Here is a 26,046-nt window from a genome sequence, read left to right as displayed (position 1 = left end):
CCCTCTCCCCCACGCTACGCACGGAGGTCAGGGGATATAATGGTGTCACGTAGCGACTACAAAACTAGTAATAGATCACTCTGTACCTAGGAAAGTCCAATTTTGGTCCATCTCGAGAGAAAAACGGGGCTCAAAATTGAACTTTCTCCAAGGCCAAAACCACAATTAAAGCGTCTCTATAGTTTTCTTATTATGCAACAGCTTGTCCTTTGCAAGTCTTGCCTGCGCTAACTTCTCCTGTTCCTTGGCAATGATCTCTGCCGGTGCGTTGTCAGTAAATTTGGGGTTATTCAATTTACCCTCAGCGAGCGAGATATCTTTATCAAGCTTCGCAATTTCTTTATTTAAACGCGCTAACTCCGCTTCCTTATCAATCAACCCAGACATTGGAATAAGTAACTCCATCTCGCCAATGACTGCAGAAGCCGATACTGGGGCTGTTTCGTTCTCATCCATGCAGCGGATATTAGTCAATTTACTCAAGGCTATGAGTGTGCCCTGATATTTTTCAATTCGCGCTTTAGTGATGGCTGTCGTGTTGCGGAATAAGAGGGGAATAAGCTTGGCTGGCGAAATTGTCATTTCGCTGCGAATCGTGCGGATAGACTGGATCACCGACTTCAACCAGGCTAATTCCTCTTCAACTTCCTCATTAATGAAATCCTTATTCACCGTAGGATAAGCACTTAGCATGATGCTTTCGCCGTTTTGGCTAGTGAATTTGCAGGTTCGCTGCCAAATTTCTTCGGTGATAAAAGGCATTATCGGATGTAATAATTTAAGAATTTGATCAAGTACATGGATAAGAGTACGGCGTGTGCCTCGCTTCATTGCACTTAAAGCTTGGGTGTCATAAAGGACGGGCTTCGACAATTCGAGATACCAGTCACAATATTCATGCCAGACAAATTCATAGAGCGTGTTTGCCAATAAATCAAAGCGGTAGGTTTCAAAATAATGATGGCAAAGGGCTATGGTATGCTGCAAACGCGAGAGGATCCATTGATCAGCTGGGCTATATTGGAAGGCACCATCGCCAAAATCAACCTGTTCTTCGTCAGTGTTCAACAAGACATAGCGAGAAGCATTCCATAATTTGTTGCAGAAATTTCGATAGCCTTCAACACGTCCCGTGTCAAAGCGGACATTACGGCCGGTGGAAGCCAGAGAGCAGAAGGTAAAGCGTAGGGCATCAGTACCATAGGCAGCAATGCCTTCTGGAAACTCCTTACGTGTTGCCTTGGCAATTTTGTCGCGAACAGAGGGGAGCATGAGATTGGAAGTACGCTTTTCTATCAGGCTTTCAATATCAATTCCATCAATAATATCAATAGGATCAAGCACGTTCCCCTTTGATTTAGACATTTTTTGCCCTTCGCTATCGCGAATAAGGCCGGTAATCACTACATCTCTAAAGGGGACCTTGCCGGTAAATTTCAATCCCATCATAATCATTCGGGCGACCCAGAAGAAAATAATGTCGAAGCCGGTGATAAGCGTTGAGGTAGGATAGAATTGCTCAAGCTCAGGGGTACGTTCAGGCCAGCCTAAGGTTGAAAAGGGCCAGAGAGCAGAGGAGAACCAAGTATCCAGCACATCTTCGTCCTGTTTCAGCGGTAGTGAATCATCGAGTTTGTATTTAAAACGAACATCATTTTCACTATAACCTACATAGATGTGGCCTTGGTTATCATACCAGGCTGGAATGCGGTGTCCCCACCAGAGTTGCCGGCTAATACACCAGTCTTCGATGTTTTCCATCCATTGGAAATAAGTCTTAGTCCAGGTTTCAGGAACAAAGCGAATTTCTCCCTTTTTCACCGCTTCAATAGCAGGCTCTGCCAGAGGTTTAATTTTTACATACCACTGATCAGTGAGTAGGGGTTCGATTACAACATTTGATTTTTCCCCGCGTGGCACTTTTAACTTATGAGGTTCTGTTTTAACCAAAAGCCCTGCAACTCTTAAATCTTCAATAATTTGCTCACGAGCTACAAAACGATCCATGCCCTGATAAGCAATAGGGGCGTTTTTATTAATAGTTCCCTTTTTGGTTAAGATATTGATTAAAGGCAAATTATGGCGCTTGCCAACTTCATGATCATTAAAGTCATGGGCGGGTGTGATTTTAACGCAGCCACTACCGAATTCGGGATCAACATAATCATCTGCAATGACTGGAATGACTCGGTCACAAAGCGGTAACTGCAGGTTTTTACCAATGAGATGCTGATAGCGAGGATCATCAGGATGAACGGCAACCGCTGAGTCACCAAGAAGGGTTTCTGGGCGGGTGGTTGCGATGACGATTGATTCCTCAGAGTCAACCAAGGGATAACGGATATGCCATAAAAAGCCATCCTCTTCTTCTGATAAAACTTCGAGATCAGAAACTGCTGTGCCTAATTTGGGATCCCAATTGACCAGGCGAGTGCCGCGATAAATCAAACCTTCATCATAGAGTTGTACGAAAACTTTTTGTACAGCAGCTGATAAGCCATCGTCCATGGTAAAACGTTCGCGTGACCAGTCTACTGAAGAACCAATACGCCGCATCTGGCGGGTAATTGTATTGCCAGATTCTTCCTTCCACTGCCAGACTCGGGCTAGAAATTGTTCGCGTGTCATCTCCTTGCGAGAGGTGCCTTCGGCATCAAGCTGGCGTTCAACGACGAGCTGAGTGGAAATACCGGCGTGGTCAGTACCCGGCTGCCAGAGGGTTCTGGAACCGCGCATGCGCTGATAGCGGATCAAAGCATCCATAAGTGTATGCTGAAATCCATGCCCCATATGCAAGCTGCCTGTCACATTAGGCGGGGGTAACATAATACAATAGCTCTTACCTTCTCCCCTTGGGGCAAAATAATGATGATTTTCCCATTTTTCATAACTTGATTGCTCGATGGCTTGCGGAGAATACGTTTTGTCCATGGTTTAACCTGTACGAATGAAAGTCGCGGATTTTACCATATCCTCCTAAATACTGTATATCTGCACTCCAATTCTGAATTTTCCCTAATATGACTCGATATTTGGTATCAAAAAAAACCTGTTGACTAAATTTAACGCTTTGCTAACATCTGGCTTCCAAATTACTCAGGAGTAGAACAATAATGAAATTGAAGTCCTTGCTTTTTGTTGGTCTGATAGCTTTTTTCTCATCTGCTAATGCTGAGAATAGTCATCGTGCTGTTTATCCAGCTAAGCCCGACGTAAAAACGGCTGTGAAAAAAGCAAAAATGCCAGGCTATTGTGAGGTGCAGATCATCAATAAGAGTAGCTATTCACTAACAGCTTCAGGCCAAGTGGTATCACCATATGGCGGTATAGTGAATGAATTTTACATTGGTCCAGCTTCCTGGGGATATTATGAATCACACATCATCGATTTGTATGATTACGACGCCTATTACTGCCCACAAGGAATTAATTTGTTAATCACTACTAACGGGTGGTTTAGCAAAGTCGTTTTCAAGAATTTTGTTTCCTCTTCATACCCATATCCTATCGAAATTGTTAATTAATAGGCTCTAAGATACATTTAAAGGCACAACCGAGAGATTGTGCCTTTCTTTTATTTGTTAATGGTTAAGGGATTTTTATGAAATATTTGCTTATCTTGGTCGTCTTATTGCCATCAATTGGAATAGCTTCAGAGGTTGTATTTCCAGGAAATACTTCTAAGCGGGAAGGCGTTCAACCAGACATTCATAGATCAAACCAGCAACATGCTGTTGCTATGTCAGGAATTCCTAGTCATCGTCCAAACCCTAAGACTGTGATAACGCCAAATCATAGCCATCAAGCAGCTAAGTCAAAAGTAATTATTAATAAGTATGCTCAGGCGAAACAGCCCTAAGGCTACGGTCTTCTTCGGACCAAGCAACATCAGCCCCGCTTGCAGTATAAACTTCAGCGACCGATATCTAAAGTTTCTCTCCTAGTTTCCTCATCATGGCAGCTGTGGTAATCTTGGCAGTTTTATCGTAAAGGAGAAATAATGCTAAAGGTGCTTAAGATATTTGTTCTGGCTTTTTCTGTTTTATCAATCATCGCATGCTCCCCAACACCAACCAGCGAAAGTACTGGTCAGTATATCGATAGTTCCGCTTTAACTACCAAAGTGAAGGCAGAATTAGTCGATAAATTGGGTACCAAAGGGCTTACTATTAAAGTTAAAACCTTTAAAGACCAAGTTCAATTAAGTGGTTTTGTGAGTAGTGCTGCCGTTAAACAACGTGCTGGCGCACTTGCTGGAAACATTATGGGTGTTAAACGAGTAATTAACGACCTGGTTGTAAAATAGCCTGAAAACGAAGCTCGCAGTATCTCTGGTGTAAATAAGACATCCCTTCTCCCCACAAGGGGAGAAGGGAGTTTTTGTCTACGCACCTGACTGAGCGATTGTATAATTAATATATAGATTGAGGGGGTAAAAGAACCATGTTTGATCGAAATTACACAATTGCAGGTTTTGATGATGAGCTCTGGCGAGCTATTGAAGCCGAACGCGTGCGACAAGAAGAGCATATTGAGTTGATTGCTTCTGAAAATTATGCCAGTCCCCGCGTTTTAGAAGCCCAGGGTTCAGTTCTGACCAATAAATACGCCGAAGGATATCCTGCAAAACGCTATTACGGCGGCTGCGAATATGTCGATATGGCAGAAACCCTTGCTATCGCGCGCGCAAAACAGCTTTTTAACGCAGATTATGTGAATGTTCAGCCTCATTCTGGCTCACAGGCGAATGCCGCAGTAATGATGGCCTTGCTATCGCCCGGAGATGCCATCCTTGGTATGTCCTTACCTCATGGTGGCCACCTGACCCATGGTTCAAAGGTGAACTTTTCCGGAAAATTATATCAAGCGATCCCCTATGGTGTGGATCCGCAAACAGGCTTAATTGATTATGATGTGTTGGAGGCATTAGCCTTAGAACACCGGCCTAAAATGATCATTGCTGGATTTTCAGCCTATTCGCAGGTTCTTGATTGGCCAAGATTCAGGTCTATCGCTGATAAAGTTGGCGCCTATTTAATGGCGGATATAGCCCATGTTGCTGGCTTAATTGCCGTAGGCCTTTATCCCTCGCCAATTCCCTTTGCCGATGTGGTAACCACTACTACCCATAAAACGCTGCGTGGACCTCGTGGCGGGATGATTATGGCGCGCGCGAATGAAGAGATAGAGAAAAAACTAAATTCATCTGTTTTTCCTGGTATGCAGGGTGGTCCTTTAATGCATGTTATTGCAGCCAAAGCAGTGGCCTTTGCTGAAGCTTTGCAACCTGAATTCAAACTCTATCAGCAACAAGTCTTGCTGAACGCTAAGGTAATGGTAGAAGTATTGAAGAGCAGAGGTTATCCGATTGTCTCTGGTGGTACGGAAAATCACCTTTTGCTAGTGGATTTGATAGAGAAAAATATTACAGGTAAAGAAGCTGATGCAGCCTTAGGGCGAGCAAATATCACTGTTAATAAAAACACAGTGCCTAACGATCCTCGTTCACCCTTTGTCACCTCAGGTCTTCGCCTTGGCACACCCGCTATTACAACGCGCGGTTTTAAAGAAAAAGAGGTAAGCCGCCTAACAGAATGGATAGCCGATGTGCTTGATAATGTAAATGATGAGGCAACTATTGCCCGAGTTAAAGAGCAAGTGTTGCAATTGTGTCGTGAATTTCCGGTGTATCGATAATTATGTATTGCCCATTTTGTCATGCAGAAGAAACCAAAGTCGTTGATTCGCGCTTAGTTGCAGAGGGAGCGCAGGTGCGTAGAAGGCGTGAATGTCTTCTCTGTCATGAGCGCTTCACTACCTTTGAGTCAGCTGAGCTAATCATGCCTTCGATCATTAAACGGGACGGTCGTCGTGAACCCTTTAACATCACTAACTTACGGGCCGGCATGCTGCGTGCCTTGGAAAAAAGGCCAGTAAGTGTTGATGCGCTTGAAGAAGCGATAATCACGATCATGCAGGAAGTCAGGCGTAGTGGTGAGCGAGAAATCGACTCACGCGAGGTTGGTGAACTGGTAATGAAGCAACTGTATCGTCTCGATCATGTTGCTTATGTACGCTTTGCATCGGTTTATAAACGTTTTAAAGACGTCAGTGATTTCAGACAAACTATCGATCAGATGAAAGACGATAGAACTTCGTGAGGTAATTGTGGAAAAACAAACTATCAGCGGCAAAAGGCGCGCTCGTAAGCTCGCCGTGCAAGCGCTTTATCAATGGTCAATGTCAGGCCATGAGATCTATGAAATCGAGACACAGTTTCGTGTAGCGAATAATATGGAAAAGGTTGATACGGAGTATTTTTGTCGTTTATTACATGGCGTGCCAGAGCATCTAAGTATTTTAGAAGAAAATCTGCTGCCCTTTCTCGATAGGCCAATTCAAAGCCTAAACCCGGTAGAATTATCCGTTTTACGTTTGGGTGCCTTTGAATTGTATCATTGCCCGGAAATTCCTTATCGGGTGGTTTTAGATGAGGCAATCTCTCTAGCCAAGGAATTTGGTTCCCAGGATGGTCACCGCTATGTTAACGGTGTGCTAAATAATCTGGCGCAAAAAGCCAGAGCCGTTGAAATTAGTCTAGGCAATGAATGAATTTTCATTAATTGATGTCTTTTTTAAAGCACCTGCTCTGCACCGTGATGATATCGTCTTTGGCATAGGTGATGACGCTGCCTGCCTCAGTGTCCCTGTCGATCAGGACTTGTTGGTGAGCACGGATACACTGGTTGCTGACGTCCATTTTCTGCAGAGTTGGGATGCTTATGATATTGCTTCTAAAGCGGTTATGGTCAATATCAGTGATATTGCTGCTATGGCCGCAAAGCCTTGCTGGCTTTCTCTAGCACTCACACTGCCAAAATTTGATCAAAGCTGGCTTGAGCGCTTTGCTCAGGGACTACATGATTCGCTAAAGCAGTTTAACGTTGCTTTAATTGGTGGTGATATGACCCATGGTCCTTTAAGCATGACCCTAACTATTCATGGCCTGGCGCCTAAGGGCAAGGCTGTACGGCGCTCTGGTGCCAAACCTGGCGACAAGATTTATGTAAGCGGCCAGATAGGTGCTGCAGCACTTGCTGTAACCTTTTTGCCAGTTGATCTCTCTGATGAGTTTGATAAACAGGTGCTGATGCAAAAATTACAGCATCCGGTTCCCCGTGTTGATTTAGCAGAACTCTTGCAGGATTGTGCCTCTGCGGCAATCGATATCTCTGATGGCCTCAGCGCTGATCTTAATCACATCTGCGTCGCGAGCGGGGTAGGGGCTTGCCTTAACCATAGTTCTATTCCTGTTCATCCGCTGGTTAAAAAGTATCAGGCGGAGCAGGCAGTTGATTTCGCCCTGGAAGGCGGAGACGATTATGAGCTATGTTTCACTGTCCCTAAGCAAAATGAGAAAAGATTGTTAGCCTCTCTTAAAGGTCTTGGGTTAAGCTGTTTCCCCATAGGGCAGACTGAAGAGAAGCCTGGTATGCGTATGAATATTGACGGAGAGGGGATTCGGGAGCTTGTTCCTCTTGGGTATAGCCATTTTTAAATGAAAGGAGTACCGCAAATTGAACACCATAAAAATTTCGAATAAAGTTTGGCAGGATCCTGCATATTTTATCGCCTTTGGTTTTGGTAGCGGCTTAATGTCTGTTGCTCCTGGAACCTGGGGAACCCTAGCGGCAGTACCTTTATATTTATTACTTGCCGGACAGTCACTAACAGTTTATCTATTGTTTACCTTAGCTGCTTTTATCCTCGGTGTTTGGGTCAGTGATAAGGTTTCGCGTGAATTGGGTGTGCATGATTATTCAGGAATTGTCTGGGATGAGGTTGTAGGTTATTTATTAACGATGACAATGGTTCCTGTTGGTTTGTTTTGGATGATCGCTGGTTTTCTTCTTTTTCGCCTTTTTGATATTTGGAAACCACAGCCAATAGGATTGGTTGATGAAAGGGTCAAAGGTGGATTAGGAATTATGCTAGATGACGTGCTGGCCGCAGTACCTGCTTGGTTGATTCTACAATTATTGGTATGGGGTTTCGCAAAATGAATGAAGGACATAAAGAATTACTAAGCATGGGGCTGACAGTTGCAATTGTGGCTATGGCAACCTTTATTGTTCACCGTTTTATTCCATCCATGGTTTGGGCTGCGATAATTGTTATAGCTACTTACCCCCTCTATGAACGCTGGCTGCGCTTATTTGGCTCACGAACCAATTTGGCTGCCTTGCTATTTACCACGATGTTTGCGCTGTTATTATTACTGCCTTTAAGTTGGTTAATATCGGTTCTTGTTACAGAATTACAGTTATTCATCAACTACTTACAGACAGTAAATAAAGTGGGCGGGACAGCCCCTGAGTTTATCAAGCAATTTCCTTTAGTAGGAAATGATCTGGTTACCTACTGGGATGCTAATATCAGTCATCCTGGAAATGTCCGAGGGTTACTCTCTAATCTCCATATATCTTTAACACCTTTGAGCTATTATGCTAAACAGGTTGGTGCCGATCTTGCTCATCGTGGATTTCAACTGGGTTTCACCCTATTATCCCTCTTTTTCTTTTATCGCGATGGCGACAAGTTATATCAGCAGATCAACAAGATTGGTAATTATTGCCTAGGCGAACGCTGGTTCCGTTACGCAGATGGCTTACCCTCCGCTCTGCGAGGAACGGTGAATGGCACCATTTTAGTAGGCCTTGGCGTGGGTATTTTGATGGGATTCTGTTACTTCTTTGTCGATTTTCCAGCCCCAACCCTAGTTGGCTTTATAACTGCGTTTGCTGCAATGATTCCCTTCGTTGTCCCTGTTGTCTTTACTGCAGTTGCCCTGGTTCTCTTTGCTGCAGGCAAAATGGTTAGCGCAATTATTGTGATAATTTGGGGAACTGTTGTGATGTTTGTTGCCGATCATTTCATCAAACCAGTTTTAATCGGCGGCGCCATTAAGCTACCTTTTCTTGCAGTACTCTTTGGTATCTTGGGTGGAGTTGAAACACTTGGCTTGCTAGGATTATTCGTTGGGCCTATCATCATGGTTTTGTTTGTCACTCTTTGGCAGGAATTACAAGAGAGTGGGGATGCAAGAGATAAAAAAATGGGCACAATATTGAAAAAATGACCAAAATGTGGCATGATATGCGATATAACGATGCTTTGCTAGACGTTATTCAACCCGTTGTCATGAAGTAGGGGGTAAGATGAATAAGAATTGGCCAACTAAACACAAGGATATGAGCGCTGCGCAACGCATCATGGAAGAATATGCGAATGAGAAGAATACCGATTCACTGGGATTGTTCGAAGTTGTTGTTAATCAAGAAGAAAAGCGAATGGATTTTCGTCTTTCCTCATGGGTCATGATCTTAGCAGAGCATTTTAAATCTGTTTATGGCGCATCTAAGGGCGACTTTGTAACTCGCCAGGTGATTACCTACTGCATTACCAAGGGTCAGACTCTACATTAGGGGAGTGGCCTATTACTAGCATCGCCCCATAGGTATCTACACAAAAAAACCAGTAAAAGGGCAATCCGTCACCCTAACATAGCCCGTTATCCTGAGCGCCCCAGCCCCTTTTGGGCAAACATCGATATAAAGACCTCATCATCCCGAACATAGTGAGGGATCTCCGGGGTTAGCACAGTGCTACACATCAGGAGATGTCTCTCTACGCTCGACATGACGTACGTCTTTGGGAGCGTAGCGAAGGATCTCTGGGGTTAGCGCGGTGTCCATTCAGGAGATCCTTCGCTACGCTTAGGATGACGGAAGGGGCATATTACAAAAATCAAACGTAGCCGCAGCGTAATCAAGGTTTTCCGATTCCTCAAAAAAAACCTTCTAACAGTCCTCTCTAATACTAGGTTCCTCTAAGGGGATAACTCTCGAGATAATTTGCACTAGAAAACCTTGATTACGCTGCGCTACATCAAGGCTACACATATCTATGGGCATCAACCGCGGAGTCTAGTAGTCGCACGAGATAGATCCCGCAGTAATGCCGCGGGATTTCGGAATAGTCGATGTAGGCAGACTGTGTTAAGTCCGTAGCTCGGGCTAAAGGATTAACAAGTATCGTTGGTAATAGGTCACCCCCGTCACCTTAACTCTCAGAAATAAGCAATATAGCGATCATAATTATCTTTATAGTCCTTACTATTTTTATATTCCTGCAAAGCCGTATTAATTTCATTGAGCAAATCGCCTTCCTCTTTATTGACTGCAATTGCTACGCCAAGGTCTGCGCCAGAGCCATAAACCATCGGTTGTCCCAAGGCCATAAAGATTCCTGAGGATTGGATTTGCCAATACCGTGCTGCAGGCTCATCCATTAAGGCAAAATCAATACTATTGTCTCTTAAGGCCTCAATTTCGTCGGCATATTTATCGTACCTAACAATTTTAGGGTTTTGAATTCCCAAGGTATCCGCCATCTTGTCGAAAATAGTTCCCTTTTCAACACCGATAGTACTATTGTTTAGCATCCCTAAATTAAAGGGGCCTTTAATCTTATCCTTTGGGCCTAGGAAAAGTGCGTTACTTGGGAGGTAGGGCAAGGAGAAGTTAACTAAGGCTGCGCGCTCAGGGGTAATGAAGATAGAGCTAACAGCAACATCAGCCTTTTTAGTTTGCACAGCTTTGATCAGATCCTGAAAGTGCATCATTTCAAACTGGCAGGTGCGTTTGATGCTTTTACAAACATTCTCCATCAACTCGATGTCAAAGCCAGATAATTGTTTATTCGCTGATTGCATGACAAAGGGAGGGGAGTAGCCATTGACCGCAACTTTCAATACCTCACCCTCGGCGTGCAAGGAAAAACTGGAAAAAAACAGAAGGGATACAAAAAAATATACTATCTTCATAATGCTCATAAGATCTAAGAACTCCTTTTTAATTTATAGCCTATAAATTGCTGATTGCTACAGCTCTTTCCTAATTCAACGTTTTTTTTAGGGAAATTGCAAATGTTGTGGCTTGTTGTGGGAAAGATTTTGCTATTTTCAACCGTCATTGCGAACAGAGAGAAGCAATCCAAGGTTCAGAGTGACGTGGTGGTATCTGTTAGTAGAGCAATGATCTAAGAAGCCTTGTTTATTGTTGATATACCCTAGCGATAAGCTCGGAAGTTACGCCTGTATATAGTGTGCCATGGGCTTTATTAGCCAGGATATAAATTGCAGAGTGCTTTCTCATTTTATTCACTCCAAGGTTGGAGTAAAGACAATACCCTAATCAGGAACTCTCTTCTAGCCCTCACAATTTCAAGTTTTATAAACAGCAAAAAATGCGGGGTAAATTTCTTACCCGCATTGTCTTTGCTTTAATATTAGCTGTTAAATATTACTATAAAGCCCTATCCATTCGTATTAGGGGTTCGCCGTAATTGGGGTCTTCTTTAATGTCTTCTATTATCCCTTTAATATCTGTGGATGTTGAATATTTACCGTTCGCTTTCAGTTCATCTAATTTGTTACTCATTTTTTCTAACTGCTTACAATCGAGATCCATGAGTGGTTGTCTATAGCCTTCCACTTTCCTCATTTTGCCATAAACCTCAACAAGTAAATCAGCTCTTGTTTGAGTAACTGTAGTACCATCCTTTAAGGTTCTTTCTATTGTGTCAGTAACTAGGTTACTCGATCTCTCCATTAGATTCTTATAAGTTTTAGGGTCTAAATTTGCTTTTCCTGCTAAGACGTTTAAAACTTTTGCTACCTCAGTTAACTCCTTAGCACTCTTATTCATTAGCTCTTCAACTTTATTGCCAAACAAGGGATTCTTGAGGTTGATGCCACTATTTGTTAGAGAGGCTATACAGCTTGCAAGTGCTTTAGACTTTTCAGCGTCTTGTCCTTTAAAGGCGCCAATATTATCGCGTATCATTTCAAAGGTGCTATAAGGTAGTGGCTTGCTCACGCCACCATTAAGCTCAGTTAATTTTTTATTAACTTCACCGAGTACACTAGCAAGATTATTCAGTTCCTCAGCATCTTTTTTCATTAGCTCACGGCGATCTTTAAAAGGAATACCGGCATTATTCATTTCAGTAAGGACGTTAACAATAATCTCTCCTCTTGTGAGCTCCTTTCCCTCTGCGTTTGTTATTGGAGTAGGCGGTTTACCTTTTTTATTAGCGACTTCAGCCAGCTCATCGCTATTTTCAATAAGGAAATTAACGATTTTCGAATTAAATTCTGTTGAACCAGGTTTAGGGTCCTTGCCTAGTACATTCAGGATGTTGGTTACGGATTCGAGTTGTTTCGGTCCAAGTTTTGCAAGACTAGTTATCAGATTATCTTGACTAAGGGCAGAGCTACCAAGAGCTTGCCCAACAACAGCCGATGCGCCAGTTAGAGCAACACCTTGTTGTTTTATCATATTAACTGCTTCACCAAGTTTTCCGGCATGAGCATAGGCTTTAGTTAAGGCCTCAGCTTTTTTTTCTTCTATTTGTTTCTCTTGAGATCTAATATCGTATTTTAGCTGTGCTATTCTCTCTGAAAGAGAAGGAGGTGCATCTTCTAAGTCGTTGTCAAAATCGCCGCCTAAGTCTTCGTCATCATCAGGAAGAATGCTGTCAAGTCTATCAAAAAATGCATCGTCATCTTCTTCGTCTACATTACCTTGGGCGATATCTGTAAGCTCGATTACCTCATCCTTGGCACTGAGAAGTTCAGCTTCAAGTGCTTTAAGCTCTTCTTTTAAGCTGTCTAGTTTTTTAATTTCAGGCTCTACCAGCTCTTTAAAAAATTTCTCTTTAATAACAGGTATACTTTCTCTTAAAGCTGTAAAGTCGGTTGCATCCAAGGGTTGCGCAGGTGGTTTAGGTTTTTGGATTTTATCTAATGCGGTTTTAAGAGCATACAAGTCCTCTATAGGCATCTCAAGAAGTGCTGTTCGATGCCCCTTTTGTGTAATACCTATACTAGTCTCGGTGCCATCCATCTTTTTAAAGATATCACTAAGAAGATCTGCCCTGGTTAATTCTTGCTCGTCGACTTCAAGTATTTCCTGAAGATTTTCTGCTGCCAAAATCTTTTTAAGAATACTTTCGTTAACAGTTTCTGTTTTAAGTGAACCTAAAACCGTTTCCACACTTTTTAGTTGATCGGTATCCATTTCTAAGAGCCGACCTAAATGACTATCTTTTTTGAGGCTATCTATTCCAAGTTTCTGTCCTACATAAGCACCGATACCGGTTAGAGAGTGATGGTTCGCTTGTATAATATTTATAACGTTACCAAGTGATGTAGTGTGTTCAGTTATAACCTTTTGTATTGCTGGTGTATTCTTGCTGGGATCTCTGTCATCCCCGATAAGGTTATCTAGTAGGGCTGGAATACTTGCTCTGAGGATGCCAAAATCGGTTGCATCCAAGGGTTTTGTAATTTTAGGTCCTAATTTTTCCAGTATACTGTGAAAGGCGTGCAATTCATCAGCTTTCATATTAACGATATCTGCACGATGCCCCTTCTGGGTAATTTTCAGAGGCTTATCCATTAGGTTAAAAATATTGGCTGCAAGCTCAGCTCTAGTAAACGTTTCTTTATGTTCCCCTTCCCCGACAGTATAGGTGTCTGTACTGAGATCTTTTGCTTTTGCCATAACATGCTTGAGGATATTTTCGTCAATTGTTTCGCCCTTAAGTGAGCTTAAAACCTTGTTAACCGCAGTCACCTCAGCAGTATTCATCTCTAAAAGGCGTGCTAGATGACTGTCCTTACTAAGTTTTTTATCTCCAATTAGTTGTCCAAGTGCAGCAGTGAATCCTGTTAGAGAGTGTCCATTACCTCTTATTAATCCTATGACTTCGCCGAGTTGCTTTGTATGAGCATTGATTGCGTCATATATCTGCAGATCCCGACTTTTAGTCGGATCGAATTTAATTTGACCAACAATGTTATTAACTAAGCCAGTCATGCTGGTTTTTAGAGTCTCAAATTCTGTTGTATTTAATGGGATAGAGGACTTTTTCAGTCCATGCATGATGTTGCTGAGAGCAAACGCCTCAGTTGGGCTCATTTTAAGGATATCTGCTCTGTGCCCTTTGAGATCAACACCAGCCTTATTGATATTTTCAAATGCATCAGCGTATATATCTGCAAAGCTAGTGAATTTAACATCTTTACCATCTCTTTGTACGGTCATGGGATGGAAGAGAGCCGTGAGCTTTGTCAAAGTACCTTTATCAAGTATATGTCTCAAGGTACTTTCGTTGTTGATATTCTTTGGCAGTTTGGAAAGAATGGTACTTACAGCATTTAATTGAGCTGTATTAAGCGTTAGAAGTTTATTTAAATTATTATCCTGGCCAATTTTATTCGTCCCTACTGCCTGCGCTATTGCAGTGGTAGTGTCTGTAAGAGCAATACCGTGATTTTGCAGTTGCCTTATTGCTTTCCCAAGAGCTTGTGCGTTCTCTTTGTCCATCTTCGGAGTATTTGCAATTAACACTTTTACAGCGGTTGTATCCAGTTTTTCCTTAATCTGATCAGGCTTATTAGGGTCAGCTTTCAATTCACCTAAGATAGTTGCCAGATTTTCTAAATCCTTGCTGTTCTCCATACTCATAATAGGCCCTCTTAGGCCTTTCAATGAAATACCAGCTTCTCGTACAGCATCGAATGCTTTGCATATTTGTGGGGCATTTGCTACTAATTTTGAATTTGGGAGAGCAGCTTGTGCCAAAATATCATCAAGTTTGCTGCCGTCTAAGAAAGATGGCTTTTTAGGAGGGGGGGGAGTGCTGCCGTCTAAGCTTGTTAGGATAGATGCAACAGCTTTTATCTTTGTGCAGTTTTTATCTTTAGTAAAATCATCAAGTTTTATGAGGGCTTCCAGTCTATTACTCTTACCATCTACATTATGAGGTATGCCATTGTTTACAAGCGCTTGGAAACACTCCTTAAGCGAAGCAGCTTTACCATCCAATTTGTCAACATTAGCTAGTAAAGTGTCTAAAAGCTTGGGTTTTAAGCCGAGTTTTGGAGCTTCTTTAGCGCCTTCTTTTTTAGGTAATTCTACAGAGCTTAAGCCGTGTAAAACATCTTTTAGCCCCGGTAGCTTAAAAGAGGGATCCCTCCTGTCATGTGTGGCTGCCAAAGGCTCAAAGTCATCATCTACGGCAAGTTGTATAATTCTTTGTTGATAATCTTTTACTGGTAGCCCAACCTCTCTCATGTCTTCAAAAATTTTTTCAATATCATTGCTACGAGATAAAAAAGGTGCATTGTTCATTACATTATCAAAAGAATCTTTATTCAGAGCCTCGCTCTCTTTCAGGCTATTTAGAACTGTACTGACATCCTTAATATTTTTACTGTCTACCTGTTTCAAAAAGTTTTGTAATCTATTTTTGCTTGACCAAGCTTGAGTTATAGGTACCTCTGCGCCATATATGGCATTTAAACAGTCGGAAAGTTGTTGTGCGTGCTCTGGTTTAACCCCAGGTTTTTTGGAAAATGCCAGTGCAAAGTCGATAAGTTCTTGATTAACATGTTTGGGGTTCGTTTTGGCTAATACAGCATTCAAAAACAATAATTGATTTTCATCCATGTTAAGAAGAGATTCAGGATCTACTTTTTTAAATAAGTTAGCCTGCTTTTCGTTACTATACAGGTTAACAAAAGCGTCAAATTGTTTACGGTTGTTTTTGAAATTGTCTAAAATATCAAAAAAATTATCTTTATTAAGCTTGTTAGCAGATTTATAAATCTGAAATGCTTTTGCGAGCTTAGTCACATTTTCTGCCGTGAGATCGGTTTCCTCGATATCTAAACTCAGCTCGTCAAAACGCTCCAAGCTAGCAGCATATTGTCCAAGTTTTTCATGGTTTCTTAACCGCTTTAGCTTTATACCCATCTTCATTTCTCCGCTAATAAATCACTACATAGCAAAATATTTATAAACTAATATATAGAGTGTAGCAGTATTTCTACTGATAAATCTTCCTATAAATTTTGTTAAAGCAATACCGTTTAAAACGGTATTGCAGAACTCTTATTTAGAGTGTTCGTCAACAAATTTCATAAGCTCAGAATTGCATTTTTCCCATTCATCGTAGAACAGGCCGTGGCCGCTTTTCTCAAAAGGAATAATTTTTGAGTTTTTAATGCCTTTGTGCATTTCTTCAGCAAAGCCGTATGGACACACTTTATCATTAGGTGAATGGAAAATTGCAGTGGGAACTAGAACCTTTGCTAAATTTTTACGTTGATCGGTATCTCTCAGGGCGATAATACATTCGGAGGTGGCGTAGGGAGAGGCTTCCATACCCATGTTTTGCATCCAGTCGGCAAATTTGGGGCTTACGGAATCTTCTTTATAAAAGAAGATCTTACCAAAATTTTCTAGGAGTTGAGCCCTGTCTGAATAGCATAGATTGAGCAATTCATTACATTGGTCAATTGTAAAACCATGAGGATAGTCAGGCCTTTGTGTCCAAATTGGTGCGGCTGCACCCATGAGCACTAAGCTGGATACTCGTTCGTTGTGATGGCGGGCACAGTAATTGATGATAATTGCACCGCCCATTGAGTGGCCTACGAGAGTGACATCGTGCAAATCGAGATGACGTAAAACCTTGAGAATATCGTCCGCAAAAACGTTGTAATTGTAATCCCCCCAGGGCTTGTCAGATAGTCCATAACCACGCATGTCGATGCCAATACAACGGTAGCCCTGTTTAGGCAATTGAGTGAACTGATATTCGTAGCAGCGGTGATCAAAGGGCCAGCCTGAAATAAAAACAATAGGTTTGCCTGACCCCCAATCTTCCACAAAAACCTTGGTGGAGGCATCAACTTGTACATATCCCATGATATATCTCCTTGTAAGTGATATCCGTTGAGTTGTTGAAAATACTATCTAACTATAGTAGGGATTTTGGGGGTTTGACAAAGTTACTCCAGAGCGAAACAGAGGGCACTGTGTTATGAAAGAGGTACGTCATGTCGAACGTAGTGAGAGATCTCCTGAATGTGGCATGGTGCAAATCCCGGAGATCTCTCACTACGTTCGAGATGACGGGGGGCGGGATGACAGGGGTTTTGTTCGGGATGGCGTATTCCAAAGAGATACGTCATGTCGAACGTGGTGAGAGATCTCCTGAATGTGGCATGGTGCAAATCCCGGAGCTCTCTCACTACGTTCGAGATGACGGGGGCGGGATGACAGGGGTTTTGTTCGGGATAGCGTATTCCAAAGAGATACGTCATGTCGAACGTGGTGAGAGATCTCCTGAATGTGGCATAGTGCAAATCCCGGAGATCTCTCACTACGTTCGACATGACGGGGGGGCGGGATGATGGGGGTTTTGTTCGGGATGGCGTATTCCAAAGAGATACGTCATGTCGAACGAAGTGAGACATCTCCTTGATGTGGCATAGTACGAGTCTCGGAGATCTCTCACTACGTTCGAGATGACGGGGGAGTGGGATGACGGGGGAGTTGTTCGGGATGGCGAGGGCTTTGTTTGGAGTGAAGGATGTATTTCCCGACTAATTTTTTGGTACTATCCAGGGGTTATGAGGAATCAGAAATAACAACACAGTCCAACACAACAAGGAATAGTACATGCATACAGAGTCATACGTTTATCTTCTAACCAATAAGCACAATAATGTTTTTTATACTGGCGTCACTAATGACTTGATACGCCGTATTTATGAACATAAGAATAAACTAGTGGTAGGATTTACCCAAAAATACAATGTGGATCGACTGGTTTATTATGAAATTTGTTCATGCATTGTTGTAGCCATTGAACGAGAAAAGCAAATCAAAAAATGGTCGCGGAAAAAGAAACAAGCCTTGATTAATGTATTAAATCCTCAGTGGGATGATTTGTATTGGTCATTATGCTAGGAATTGTGCTGCTGACGGGATGAGAACCCTCACTGTGTTGGGGGATTTGTTCGGAATGGTGTATTCCAAAGAGGTAGGTCATGTCGAACGTAGTGAGACATCTCCTGGATGTGGCATAGTGCAAATCCCGGAGATGTCTCGCTATGTTCGAGATGACGGGGGGGCGGGATGACGGAGGGTTTAGTTCGGGATGACCTGCTCTTGTTTGGAGGAAAGACGTGTACTTAAGGAATGTTATGCGGGGTTGCAAAATTTGTTTTTCTTCACAAGCTTGGATAGGCTTGGGTATGTCTTCTCGAAGAATCTATCTATGCAAGAGCTGATCCAGGTGCCTGTTATCTTACAAGCCAAAATGACGGGCTTTCTTAAATATTTTGCTAATCTGGCGCATCCTCTGCGCGAGGCTTTGCAAACCCTGTTGCTCTATAGTGATTATGCGAATCGTCAGGTTGAAATCTTAAACTCGCTTCTTCTAGAGGATGATTGCTCAAAACCTTTATTTTTTGCGGATTATCAAAGCCTGCTTAATCAACTCAGCGAGCAGTCTAGCAATTTTGCTCGTGACCTCCGCCGTTTCCGCCATCGTTATTTTCTGCGTTTAATGCTACGTGAGATAGGGGGGCTGGCTGATACCGCAGAAACTATGGCTTCCTGGTCTGATTGTGCGGATGCTCTTATTTTAAAGGCGCTTGCCTATTGTGAGCAGGAAATGACCAAACGCTATGGCCAGCCTTTTGATGAGGGGGGGAAGGCTAGTGAGCTCTATGTGCTTGCTATGGGGAAATTAGGGGGGAGGGAGCTGAATTACTCGTCTGATATCGATTTGATTTTTGCCTTCTCTGCGGCAGGTTTCACGCAGGGTGAGGAAAATATAACGAATCAACAATATTACTCTAAGCTGGTACAGCAGTTTATGCAGCTAATGCAATCAGTTACCGCCGATGGCTTTGTTTTTCGCGTTGATTTGCGCCTGCGTCCTAATGGCGATAGTGGTGCTTTAGTGAGCTCTTTGGCGGCAATGGAAACCTATTATCAAGAGCAGGGGCGTGATTGGGAGCGTTATGCCATGGTCAAGGCGCGTTTGATTGGCTCAGACCAAGCCTGGTTTCAGCGTTTGATAGTCCCCTTTGTCTATCGTCGCTACGTAGATTTCAGCGTGATTGAATCCCTGCGTTCGATGAAAACCTTGATTGAGCGCGAAGTGCAGCTTAATCCTATGTTGGATGATATTAAGCGGGGGTTAGGTGGGATTCGTGAAATTGAGTTCATCATTCAGAGTTTTCAGCTTATCCGCGGCGGGCGCTTGCCCCATCTGCGACAGCAAAGCGCTATGGCCGCCTTGGATGCGCTCAAGCAAGACGGCTTGCTGACACGAACCGCTGCCTTAAAACAGAGCTATCTTTTTTTTAGAAAATTGGAAAACTGCCTGCAAGGCCTTAATGACCAACAAACACACTCTTTGCCAAAGGATGAGTTAAAACAGGCGCAAATTTTATTAATGATGGCCTACGACAATTGGGAGCAATTGCAGCATCGTTTACAGCAATATCAACGGATAGTTTCAACCATTTTTCGTTCCGTGCTACGAACTGTTGATTCCTATGAGGATGAAAATCGCCTGATTGCCAATCAATTATCCAGTTTATGGCAGGGGCATGTCGAAACCTCCATGGCGATTAATCTCTTGGCCAGCCTAGGCTTTCAACAGGCTGAACATTGTTATCAGATGCTCCATGCTTTTAGGCATGCGCCACGCTGCCGCCGTTTAACTCAGGCTGCCCGTTTGCGGCTTGATCGCTTTATGCCGCTTTTGTTGAGTGAATTGACCAAGGTGCCGCAGACTGATGCGGTATTGCTGCAAGTCTTGCATCTTTTGGAAAATATTGTCGGCCGCAGTGCCTATCTGGCTTTGCTGACTGAGAATCCACAGGTAGTCAAAGAGTTGCTCTATTGGTTTGAGCACAGCCCCTTTATTAGCTCCTTAGTGGTCAACCAACCCTTTCTTTTAGAAATTCTGCTTGATCAGGAAGGAAACGAGATATTGCCGTCGCGCAGCCAGCTTGAGCAAAGGCTCCGGGCGCGTTTGGCGCATTGCCCAGAGTATGAGTTGCAAGAGGATGCTCTACGTCAATTTAAACTCATACACTGGCTTATTGCTGCGCGCGCTGAGCTCTATGGACAATATGATGCCTCGCGGATTGCCCGTTTTTTAGCAGATGTAGCAGAGGTGATTGTGGTTGAAGTTTTCCTGCTTGCCTGTCAACAATTATCACAGCGCTATCCGCAAATTATGAAAATTAAATCGTCTTTCGCCATTATTGCCTATGGCAAATTAGGAAGTAGGGAAATGAATTTTAATTCTGACTTGGATCTGGTTTTCGTCCATGCATCCTTGCCTGATGGGGAAAGCCTGGTTACTCGCTTGACCCAGAAAATTATGCATATGCTAACAACCCGTTCGCAGGCCGGCGTGCTTTATTCTGTCGATACACGCTTGCGACCTTCTGGCTCAGCTGGTTTGCTGGTTAGCCATATTGATGCCTTTATCGATTATCAGCGGACTCAGGCTTGGACCTGGGAGCATCAAGCCTTGCTGCGGGCCCGGGTGATTTCAGCGAATAAACGGGTTCGCCAGTCCTTTAAGCAGCTGAAGACGGATGTATTATTTTCACCCCGTGATAAACAGGCTTTGCGCTCTGATGTCTTGGCAATGCGGGCAAGGATTAATCGTTATAATGATGAGCTGCAAGTCAAATTTGCCGCCGGCGGCTTGCTTGATCTTGAATTTCTTGTGCAATATTTGGTGTTGGCAAATCCCAAACAAAGTCTGACACGCTATACCAATACCCTGAGCCTCTTGCAAACCTTGTATGCCGAAGGGGTTTTACAGCAGGGGCAATTTGCCAAGCTCAAGCAGGCTTATAAGCTTTATCATCAATTGCTACACCATAATTTACTACAACCGGATCTGCAGTCGCCGGTCTACGATTCGCAGTTCGCTGATGTTGTGGTTATAAGTAAAGTCTTTGATTTATATCAAAGTTAAAATTTTATTGAATTCCCCCGGTTAAGCCGGTCTTACCGCGGGATGTGGATTATAAAAAAAAGTCCCCTCTCCACCGCGCAAAGCGTGGGGGAGAGGGTGGGGTGAGGGGGATACACGGGTGTCGCATAGCGACTACAAAACCAAAAAGGTTGATTGCGCAAGTTAATTTTAACCCCTTCTCCCTAATCCTCACTGCCATTAAGTCAAGGAAGGTTTTGTCATTCCCGCGAAGGCGGGAAACTATTTCTAGCTAAGCACAGTGCCAATGTAGAGATGGTTTCCCGCCTTCGCGGGAATGACAAATGCCCTTAACTTAATGGTAGTGTCTCTAACCCTCTCCCCCACACTACGTGCGGTGGCGAGGGGATAAAAAAGCATAGTGACGAAGATACTAAAAATGAGGGGAAGTGAATGGATCAAGAAGTTAAGGTTTTAATTGTAGGTGCCGGCCCAGTTGGGTTGATGCTGGCTTATCTATTGCGACGACAAGGCATAGCCTGTCGCATTATTGATAAGCTAATTAGCCGGCAGGGCTATTGTAAGGCTTTAGGCATTCAACCGCGCTCGCTTGAGCTTTGGGATGATGTGGGTCTTTTAAATCCTATTATCAATGAGGGTCTCTGTTTCAAAGAGACAAGAGTCTTTCAGAATGGCCAAGAAGTTCATTCCAGTCTTATCGAATTACCAGAGCTACCCTTTGGGTTTTTATCCATCCCCCAATTTAAATTAGAAGATATTCTCGTTAATGAGCTGCAGGAGCAGGGGGTAGTGATCGAGCAAGGGATTGAGTTGCTTAGTTTTGAGCAGAATGAGCAAGCTGTTCATGCTGTTTTACACAACAATAAAACGAATACTGAGGAAAAGATTCACCTCAGCTATTTGGTCGGTTGTGACGGAGCGCACAGTATAACTCGGAAATTATTGAATCTTAGTTTTGAAGGCGGCAAGCTTCCGCAGCATTTTATGCTGGCTGATGTGCAAGTGAATTGGGAACTTCCACATCAAACTAATTATCGTTTCAACTACAATGATGGGGATTTCGAAAATACGGTGGTCTTTGTGCCTTATCGCGGTGATCGACGCTTTAGAATATCCACGACTGTGCCAGAGCACTTATTGGCAAAAATCAAAGATGGCAAACCCACACTCGCACAATTTAACGAGGTGCTTAAAAAAGCAGTTCCTGTCGCTCTAACCTTGGATGACTTACGCTGGTCTTCGATGTACCAAATTAGCCATCGCATTGTGAATCTCTATGCTTCCGGGCGTGTTTTTCTAGCTGGCGATGCCGCACATATTCATCCACCTGTTGGTGGCCAGGGCTTAAATACCGGGATTCAGGATGTTTATAATTTAGCCTGGAAATTGGCCTTAGTCCTCAAAAAGCGGGCAAAGCCTGAGCTGTTGAATAGCTATCATGAAGAACGCCATCCAGTGGGTATGGATGTTGTTAACCGCACCCATGAACGCATGGTAGCCAAGGATTTAGGTACCAGCGATGCGCATTATGCGCTCTTGGTTAATTCACAAACTCTTATTAATTATCGCAACAGCTCCTTATCGAAGGGGGAGTTACAAGACAAGTCTTGCCAAGCCGGTGACCGCGCGCCAGATGTTGCTATGCTGAAACGCGATATTAGCAATTTCACCCTCAGACTCTTTGAGCTGTTGCGAGGACCTAAATTCAAATTGTTGATCTATGCGGATTCGTCGATGGTTAACAATGAGCTGGAAACCTGCGAAAAATTGCGGGAATCCTTAGCTGTGCTTGCTGATAGCTATCTGATTGCACCAAGGGATTTTTCCTTATCAGAAAATTCAAGCCTGACCTTATTAAGTGATTTGGACGATAATTTTAAAAAGATTTATCAGGCAAAATCTGGCAGCGTTTATTTGATTAGGCCGGATAATTATATTGCTTATCAGAGTGATCGGCTTGATGAGCTGGGGTTGCTTGATTATTTAAAGAGGGTTGGTTTGCAATAATCCTACTGCCGTCATTGCGAATGCAGTGAAGCAATTCAAGGTTCAGAGCTCCGAATCTTGGATTGCTTCGTCACTTCGTTCCTCGCAATGACGGCTGAGAGGATACTTGCAAAAATTCACCTCAAGAACAGGTCTGCGTAACAGTTGGCTTCGCAATTTCAATAACCGAGGAAATCATTTGTTTGAACATAGGCGATTGACTAATTTTGATGCTCATTTTATTAATCGCTTTTGCACAGGTTGATATATTCTCACTATATTCCTGCTCTTTAGCGTGTTCATTGGCGTAAGAGACTAAAAGGGTTTTTAAAGCCAGCAAGTCCTCGGGTGAAATGTTGTTGTCCTTGTCATAAAGGGCTTGCATCAAAATTTTGGCTTCAAGGATTATGCTTACAAAAATTGGAAAGTTATCATCTTGTGGACAGTTTTCCAGGGTTACTAATTTTTGGTTCAGGACTTCAATGCCTGGCTGATGCCTGGAATTGATAATAGCTGCAACAATAGTCAGACTTGATAAGGCAAAATAAATAAAGGACTCTTGACCTTCCAGGTCATCACCAGTGATTAATCCTAGTGACATCGCATCAAATGTTTGCGTTACCATTTCATCATAAAAGGTTTCCCGAATCAGTTCTTTAGTGATTCCCTGACTATCTAATGGTCGCTTCGCCTCAGTTAGGCCTGTGATTTCCATAAGTTGCGGTAGCATGAATTGAAAAACATCGTTTGCCATTAATCTGCTTGCTAACTGCTCAATGGATTCATTCAAGGCTTGCGGAAGTTCCGACATGGTTAAATCGTGTTCTGCGCCTAATAATCTAAATCGCCCATTAATTTGTTTTAGTCCTTGGAAAAATGCCAGGTAAATCCCAGGGCAATTTCCATCGTCTATGACTAAACCGGGAAAAAGCCGGATGCCATGATCTATGTTTTTTGAGGAATTAAGTCCATTGAGGATAATTTGCTTGATAAAACTTAGTATATAACCCTCGAATCTTGCGATATTTATATCTTCTTCGGCGAGCGCCATTTCAAGCAATGTAGTGTAGAAACACTCTCTTAAACGTTCGATAAAAGGATTTGGTTCTTCGCGTTGAAACATAATTACCTCACAGACTTTGATAACCCATTGTGTTTGCTGCGCTCGATTTAACCATAATGGTTTGTTTTAGTCAATTTTCTGTCATCGGGTAGAAAAAAGTCGCCTCATGTTTGTTGTAGAACATATGCAAGGTGCGTGAGTTGGGTATGGCTTGCAGCTGTCTGATAATTTGTAAATTAGTTTCACCTTGTAATTTAATCGTGAAAATCATTTGTTTGGCTTTGCCAGAGCTTATCCATTTCATAATTAGGCTGTAAGCGCGCTCGGGATAGCAGGCGATGTCTGAGAGAACCCAGTCATAGTTTTGATCTAATTCGGCAGGCTCCAAGGCGAAGGCACTTTGTTGCAGATGATTAACACCGGGAAGCCGGGCAATTTTTTCATCCAAAAAGGCTTTATCTACAGCGGTGACCTGGGCTCCCAGCGATTGCATAACATAGGTCCAGCCGCCAGGGGATGCACCAAGGTCTAAGGCTCTATCGCCGGGTTTAGGGTATTTGCCTAAGAGTGTTAGGGCTTCCCATAATTTTAAATAGGCGCGGTTTGGAGGATTAATCTTATCTTCAATAAAAAAACATTTACCCTGTGGCCACTTTTTTAAACGTTTTGCGCTGTAAACCAGGGTATTTTTGTCGAGAAGTGAGAAGGCACCAATTGGTGGAATGTCCGCTTCAATTGGAAAATGGCGGCTTAGGTTGTTGTAAGTTCTTAGCTGTTCTTCGATTAAGCAGGCACGTCGATGATGGGATATGGGATGTTGATACCAGAATTTACCCGCCTGACGCAGAATTCTAGCGGCCTCAGAAATGGTTTGAAATTCAACAATCTGTGGCTCCAGCCAGATATCTAAGGCAAAGCAGACATCGAGTTTCTTCACGGTCGAAAAAACCAAATCCTCAACCAGGTTGGCAACTTCTCCTAGTTCTTGGCAAAGCTCGGATTTAAATTCGGGTTTTGCTACGTATATGGCAGCAATCTGTTTTTCAGTTTCCATGGGGTTCTGTGCTGGCTAAAATTTGCTGGGGATTGTAGCAGACATTTAATAAGTCTGGGCAATACGTTATTCAGAACTCAGACTGTCCTGTCATCCTGAGCGCCCCAGCCCCTTTTGGGCAAACATCGATAAAGACCTCGTCATCCCGAACATAGTGAGGGATCTCCGGGATTAGCACAGTGCTACACATCAGGAGATGTCTCTCTGCGTTCGACATGACGTACGTCTTTGGGGGCGTAGCGAAGGATCTCCGGGATTAGCAATCTGACTTAGCAAAGTTCAGTTGATGATTATCCTTATCTAAGGAAAACCTTGGTTACGCTACGCTGCATCAAAGCTACGGTTTGTCAAATAAGTGACGTGGGAAATCTACTGCTTTGCTGCCGAAAGCGTAAAATTAATCTGTACATCATCCTTGACGGCATTAGTGTCTGCCCATTCACCAGTACCAACGCCAAAGGCGGTACGTTTGATGGTTGTGGTTCCCTTAAATACTACCTTGGAGTCCGTACCATCTGTCTGATTAAAGCTTAGGGTAACCGGTTGTGTTTTATCTCGAATAGTTAAGCTGCCCTTCGCTTCATAAGCTTTGTCCCCAGTTTTGCTGACTTGGCTTGTTTGGAAAACAGCTTTAGGGAAATCTTTGGTATCAAACCATTCTGCTGTTTTCAGCGTATCTGAGAGCTGATTATAGGCATCGGAAACGGAATTGATATCGACAACAATTTTTATGTTGGAGCCACAGGTTTCAGGCTGTGCCAGGTTGCATTTGAGCTCGGCGGTGAAGGTTTTAAATTGCCCTGTTACTGGCGCATTATTTTGTGTGGCAGTAAAACTAAGTGTGCTTTCAGCAGGAACAACTTGCCAATTAGCTGTATCTGCTATGGCGAGGGTTGATACTAAGGTTAGCGTGGGTAACATCAGGTTTCTTAGAACAATTTTAGTCATGATTGCATCCTTTGCTTTAACTCCAAGTGAATTTCAAACTAACTATAGCACAACAATACGTGCTTACAATTTATCAACATAG

Annotated in this window: 20 protein-coding genes; 13 read left to right on the top strand and 7 right to left on the bottom strand. The window is 43.0% G+C overall.

The window, feature by feature from the left end; translation table 11 throughout:
- Positions 1–165: 165 nt before the first annotated feature.
- Positions 166–2,931 carry a valine--tRNA ligase gene (locus tag BN1094_RS08255; RefSeq protein WP_043873968.1) on the bottom strand — a complete coding sequence of 922 codons (2,766 nt, stop codon included), beginning with the start codon at positions 2,929–2,931 and terminating at the stop codon, positions 166–168.
- Between the two features lie 182 nt (positions 2,932–3,113).
- Here BN1094_RS08255 and BN1094_RS08250 point away from each other — a divergent pair, with 182 nt between their 5' ends.
- From BN1094_RS08250 to BN1094_RS08205, 10 genes are all read left to right on the top strand, one after another.
- Positions 3,114–3,524, top strand: coding sequence for a hypothetical protein (locus BN1094_RS08250; protein WP_043873967.1), 411 nt, complete (start codon positions 3,114–3,116; stop codon positions 3,522–3,524).
- 77 nt (positions 3,525–3,601) lie between these two features.
- Positions 3,602–3,859: a hypothetical protein gene (locus BN1094_RS08245; RefSeq protein ID WP_043873966.1), complete on the top strand. Its 258-nt coding sequence runs from the start codon at positions 3,602–3,604 to the stop codon at positions 3,857–3,859.
- Between the two features lie 141 nt (positions 3,860–4,000).
- Positions 4,001–4,306, top strand: coding sequence for a BON domain-containing protein (locus BN1094_RS08240; RefSeq protein ID WP_043873965.1), 306 nt, complete (start codon positions 4,001–4,003; stop codon positions 4,304–4,306).
- A 137-nt stretch (positions 4,307–4,443) separates the two neighbouring features.
- On the top strand, positions 4,444–5,697 hold the full coding sequence (gene glyA / locus BN1094_RS08235; RefSeq protein WP_043873964.1) for a serine hydroxymethyltransferase: 1,254 nt from the start codon (positions 4,444–4,446) through the stop codon (positions 5,695–5,697).
- Positions 5,698–5,699: 2 nt separating this feature from the next.
- Entirely contained in the window at positions 5,700–6,161 is a 462-nt protein-coding gene (gene nrdR / locus BN1094_RS08230; RefSeq protein ID WP_043873963.1) for a transcriptional regulator NrdR, read from the top strand.
- A gap of 7 nt (positions 6,162–6,168) precedes the next feature.
- The gene (gene nusB / locus BN1094_RS08225) at positions 6,169–6,612 is read left to right on the top strand and encodes a transcription antitermination factor NusB (RefSeq protein WP_043873962.1); all 444 of its coding nucleotides are present in this window, start codon (positions 6,169–6,171) and stop codon (positions 6,610–6,612) included.
- Positions 6,605–7,558 carry a thiamine-phosphate kinase gene (gene thiL / locus BN1094_RS08220; RefSeq protein WP_043873961.1) on the top strand — a complete coding sequence of 318 codons (954 nt, stop codon included), beginning with the start codon at positions 6,605–6,607 and terminating at the stop codon, positions 7,556–7,558. Before nusB ends, thiL begins: the two co-directional genes overlap by 8 nt.
- A gap of 19 nt (positions 7,559–7,577) precedes the next feature.
- On the top strand, positions 7,578–8,063 hold the full coding sequence (locus BN1094_RS08215; protein ID WP_043873960.1) for a phosphatidylglycerophosphatase A family protein: 486 nt from the start codon (positions 7,578–7,580) through the stop codon (positions 8,061–8,063).
- Positions 8,060–9,139 (top strand): AI-2E family transporter, encoded by a 1,080-nt coding sequence (locus BN1094_RS08210; RefSeq protein WP_043873959.1) that lies wholly within the window; start codon positions 8,060–8,062, stop codon positions 9,137–9,139. The genes BN1094_RS08215 and BN1094_RS08210 overlap by 4 nt, the downstream gene beginning before the upstream one ends.
- 79 nt (positions 9,140–9,218) lie before the next feature.
- Positions 9,219–9,485 carry a hypothetical protein gene (locus tag BN1094_RS08205; protein ID WP_043873958.1) on the top strand — a complete coding sequence of 89 codons (267 nt, stop codon included), beginning with the start codon at positions 9,219–9,221 and terminating at the stop codon, positions 9,483–9,485.
- Between the two features lie 644 nt (positions 9,486–10,129).
- On the opposite strand, the gene BN1094_RS08200 is transcribed toward BN1094_RS08205, so the two are convergent.
- From BN1094_RS08200 to BN1094_RS08190, 3 genes are all read right to left on the bottom strand, one after another.
- The gene (locus BN1094_RS08200; protein WP_043874560.1) at positions 10,130–10,885 is read right to left on the bottom strand and encodes a transporter substrate-binding domain-containing protein; all 756 of its coding nucleotides are present in this window, start codon (positions 10,883–10,885) and stop codon (positions 10,130–10,132) included.
- Between the two features lie 481 nt (positions 10,886–11,366).
- A complete protein-coding gene (locus BN1094_RS08195) occupies positions 11,367–15,824 on the bottom strand; it encodes a hypothetical protein (protein WP_141650449.1) in 4,458 nt (1,485 codons plus the stop codon).
- A 198-nt stretch (positions 15,825–16,022) separates the two neighbouring features.
- Complete coding sequence (locus BN1094_RS08190; protein ID WP_043873956.1) at positions 16,023–16,841, bottom strand: alpha/beta fold hydrolase; 819 nt, start codon at positions 16,839–16,841, stop codon at positions 16,023–16,025.
- A 756-nt stretch (positions 16,842–17,597) separates the two neighbouring features.
- Between BN1094_RS08190 and BN1094_RS08180 the strand changes: the two genes are divergently transcribed.
- The 3 genes from BN1094_RS08180 (at position 17,598) to BN1094_RS08170 (ending at position 22,920) form a co-directional block, all read left to right on the top strand.
- Positions 17,598–17,888: a GIY-YIG nuclease family protein gene (locus tag BN1094_RS08180; protein ID WP_043873954.1), complete on the top strand. Its 291-nt coding sequence runs from the start codon at positions 17,598–17,600 to the stop codon at positions 17,886–17,888.
- Between the two features lie 310 nt (positions 17,889–18,198).
- Entirely contained in the window at positions 18,199–20,934 is a 2,736-nt protein-coding gene (gene glnE / locus BN1094_RS08175) for a bifunctional [glutamate--ammonia ligase]-adenylyl-L-tyrosine phosphorylase/[glutamate--ammonia-ligase] adenylyltransferase (protein ID WP_043873953.1), read from the top strand.
- A gap of 411 nt (positions 20,935–21,345) precedes the next feature.
- Positions 21,346–22,920: an FAD-dependent monooxygenase gene (locus BN1094_RS08170; RefSeq protein WP_043873952.1), complete on the top strand. Its 1,575-nt coding sequence runs from the start codon at positions 21,346–21,348 to the stop codon at positions 22,918–22,920.
- A 121-nt stretch (positions 22,921–23,041) separates the two neighbouring features.
- On the opposite strand, the gene BN1094_RS08165 is transcribed toward BN1094_RS08170, so the two are convergent.
- From BN1094_RS08165 to BN1094_RS08155, 3 genes are all read right to left on the bottom strand, one after another.
- Entirely contained in the window at positions 23,042–24,022 is a 981-nt protein-coding gene (locus tag BN1094_RS08165) for a hypothetical protein (RefSeq protein WP_043873951.1), read from the bottom strand.
- A 70-nt stretch (positions 24,023–24,092) separates the two neighbouring features.
- A complete protein-coding gene (locus BN1094_RS08160; RefSeq protein WP_043873950.1) occupies positions 24,093–25,016 on the bottom strand; it encodes an SAM-dependent methyltransferase in 924 nt (307 codons plus the stop codon).
- 369 nt (positions 25,017–25,385) lie between these two features.
- Positions 25,386–25,964 carry a YceI family protein gene (locus tag BN1094_RS08155; RefSeq protein WP_043873949.1) on the bottom strand — a complete coding sequence of 193 codons (579 nt, stop codon included), beginning with the start codon at positions 25,962–25,964 and terminating at the stop codon, positions 25,386–25,388.
- Between the last annotated feature and the right edge of the window lie 82 nt (positions 25,965–26,046).

This window comes from Legionella massiliensis, assembly GCF_000756815.1.
Classification (GTDB): domain Bacteria; phylum Pseudomonadota; class Gammaproteobacteria; order Legionellales; family Legionellaceae; genus Tatlockia; species Tatlockia massiliensis.
Note: the sequence above shows the minus strand (reverse complement) of the source record. Positions and strands in the feature narration are given on the sequence as shown.

Bases quoted from the DNA above. Each gene is read 5' to 3' on its own strand.
- BN1094_RS08255 (WP_043873968.1), bottom strand. From the start codon at position 2,931: ATGGACAAAACGTATTCTCCGCAAGCCATCGAGCAATCAAGTTATGAA.
- BN1094_RS08250 (WP_043873967.1), top strand. From the start codon at position 3,114: ATGAAATTGAAGTCCTTGCTTTTTGTTGGTCTGATAGCTTTTTTCTCA.
- BN1094_RS08245 (WP_043873966.1), top strand. From the start codon at position 3,602: ATGAAATATTTGCTTATCTTGGTCGTCTTATTGCCATCAATTGGAATA.
- BN1094_RS08240 (WP_043873965.1), top strand. From the start codon at position 4,001: ATGCTAAAGGTGCTTAAGATATTTGTTCTGGCTTTTTCTGTTTTATCA.
- glyA (WP_043873964.1), top strand. From the start codon at position 4,444: ATGTTTGATCGAAATTACACAATTGCAGGTTTTGATGATGAGCTCTGG.
- nrdR (WP_043873963.1), top strand. From the start codon at position 5,700: ATGTATTGCCCATTTTGTCATGCAGAAGAAACCAAAGTCGTTGATTCG.
- thiL (WP_043873961.1), top strand. From the start codon at position 6,605: ATGAATGAATTTTCATTAATTGATGTCTTTTTTAAAGCACCTGCTCTG.
- BN1094_RS08210 (WP_043873959.1), top strand. From the start codon at position 8,060: ATGAATGAAGGACATAAAGAATTACTAAGCATGGGGCTGACAGTTGCA.
- BN1094_RS08205 (WP_043873958.1), top strand. From the start codon at position 9,219: ATGAATAAGAATTGGCCAACTAAACACAAGGATATGAGCGCTGCGCAA.
- BN1094_RS08200 (WP_043874560.1), bottom strand. From the start codon at position 10,885: ATGAAGATAGTATATTTTTTTGTATCCCTTCTGTTTTTTTCCAGTTTT.
- BN1094_RS08190 (WP_043873956.1), bottom strand. From the start codon at position 16,841: ATGGGATATGTACAAGTTGATGCCTCCACCAAGGTTTTTGTGGAAGAT.
- BN1094_RS08180 (WP_043873954.1), top strand. From the start codon at position 17,598: ATGCATACAGAGTCATACGTTTATCTTCTAACCAATAAGCACAATAAT.
- glnE (WP_043873953.1), top strand. From the start codon at position 18,199: ATGCAAGAGCTGATCCAGGTGCCTGTTATCTTACAAGCCAAAATGACG.
- BN1094_RS08170 (WP_043873952.1), top strand. From the start codon at position 21,346: ATGGATCAAGAAGTTAAGGTTTTAATTGTAGGTGCCGGCCCAGTTGGG.
- BN1094_RS08165 (WP_043873951.1), bottom strand. From the start codon at position 24,022: ATGTTTCAACGCGAAGAACCAAATCCTTTTATCGAACGTTTAAGAGAG.
- BN1094_RS08160 (WP_043873950.1), bottom strand. From the start codon at position 25,016: ATGGAAACTGAAAAACAGATTGCTGCCATATACGTAGCAAAACCCGAA.
- BN1094_RS08155 (WP_043873949.1), bottom strand. From the start codon at position 25,964: ATGACTAAAATTGTTCTAAGAAACCTGATGTTACCCACGCTAACCTTA.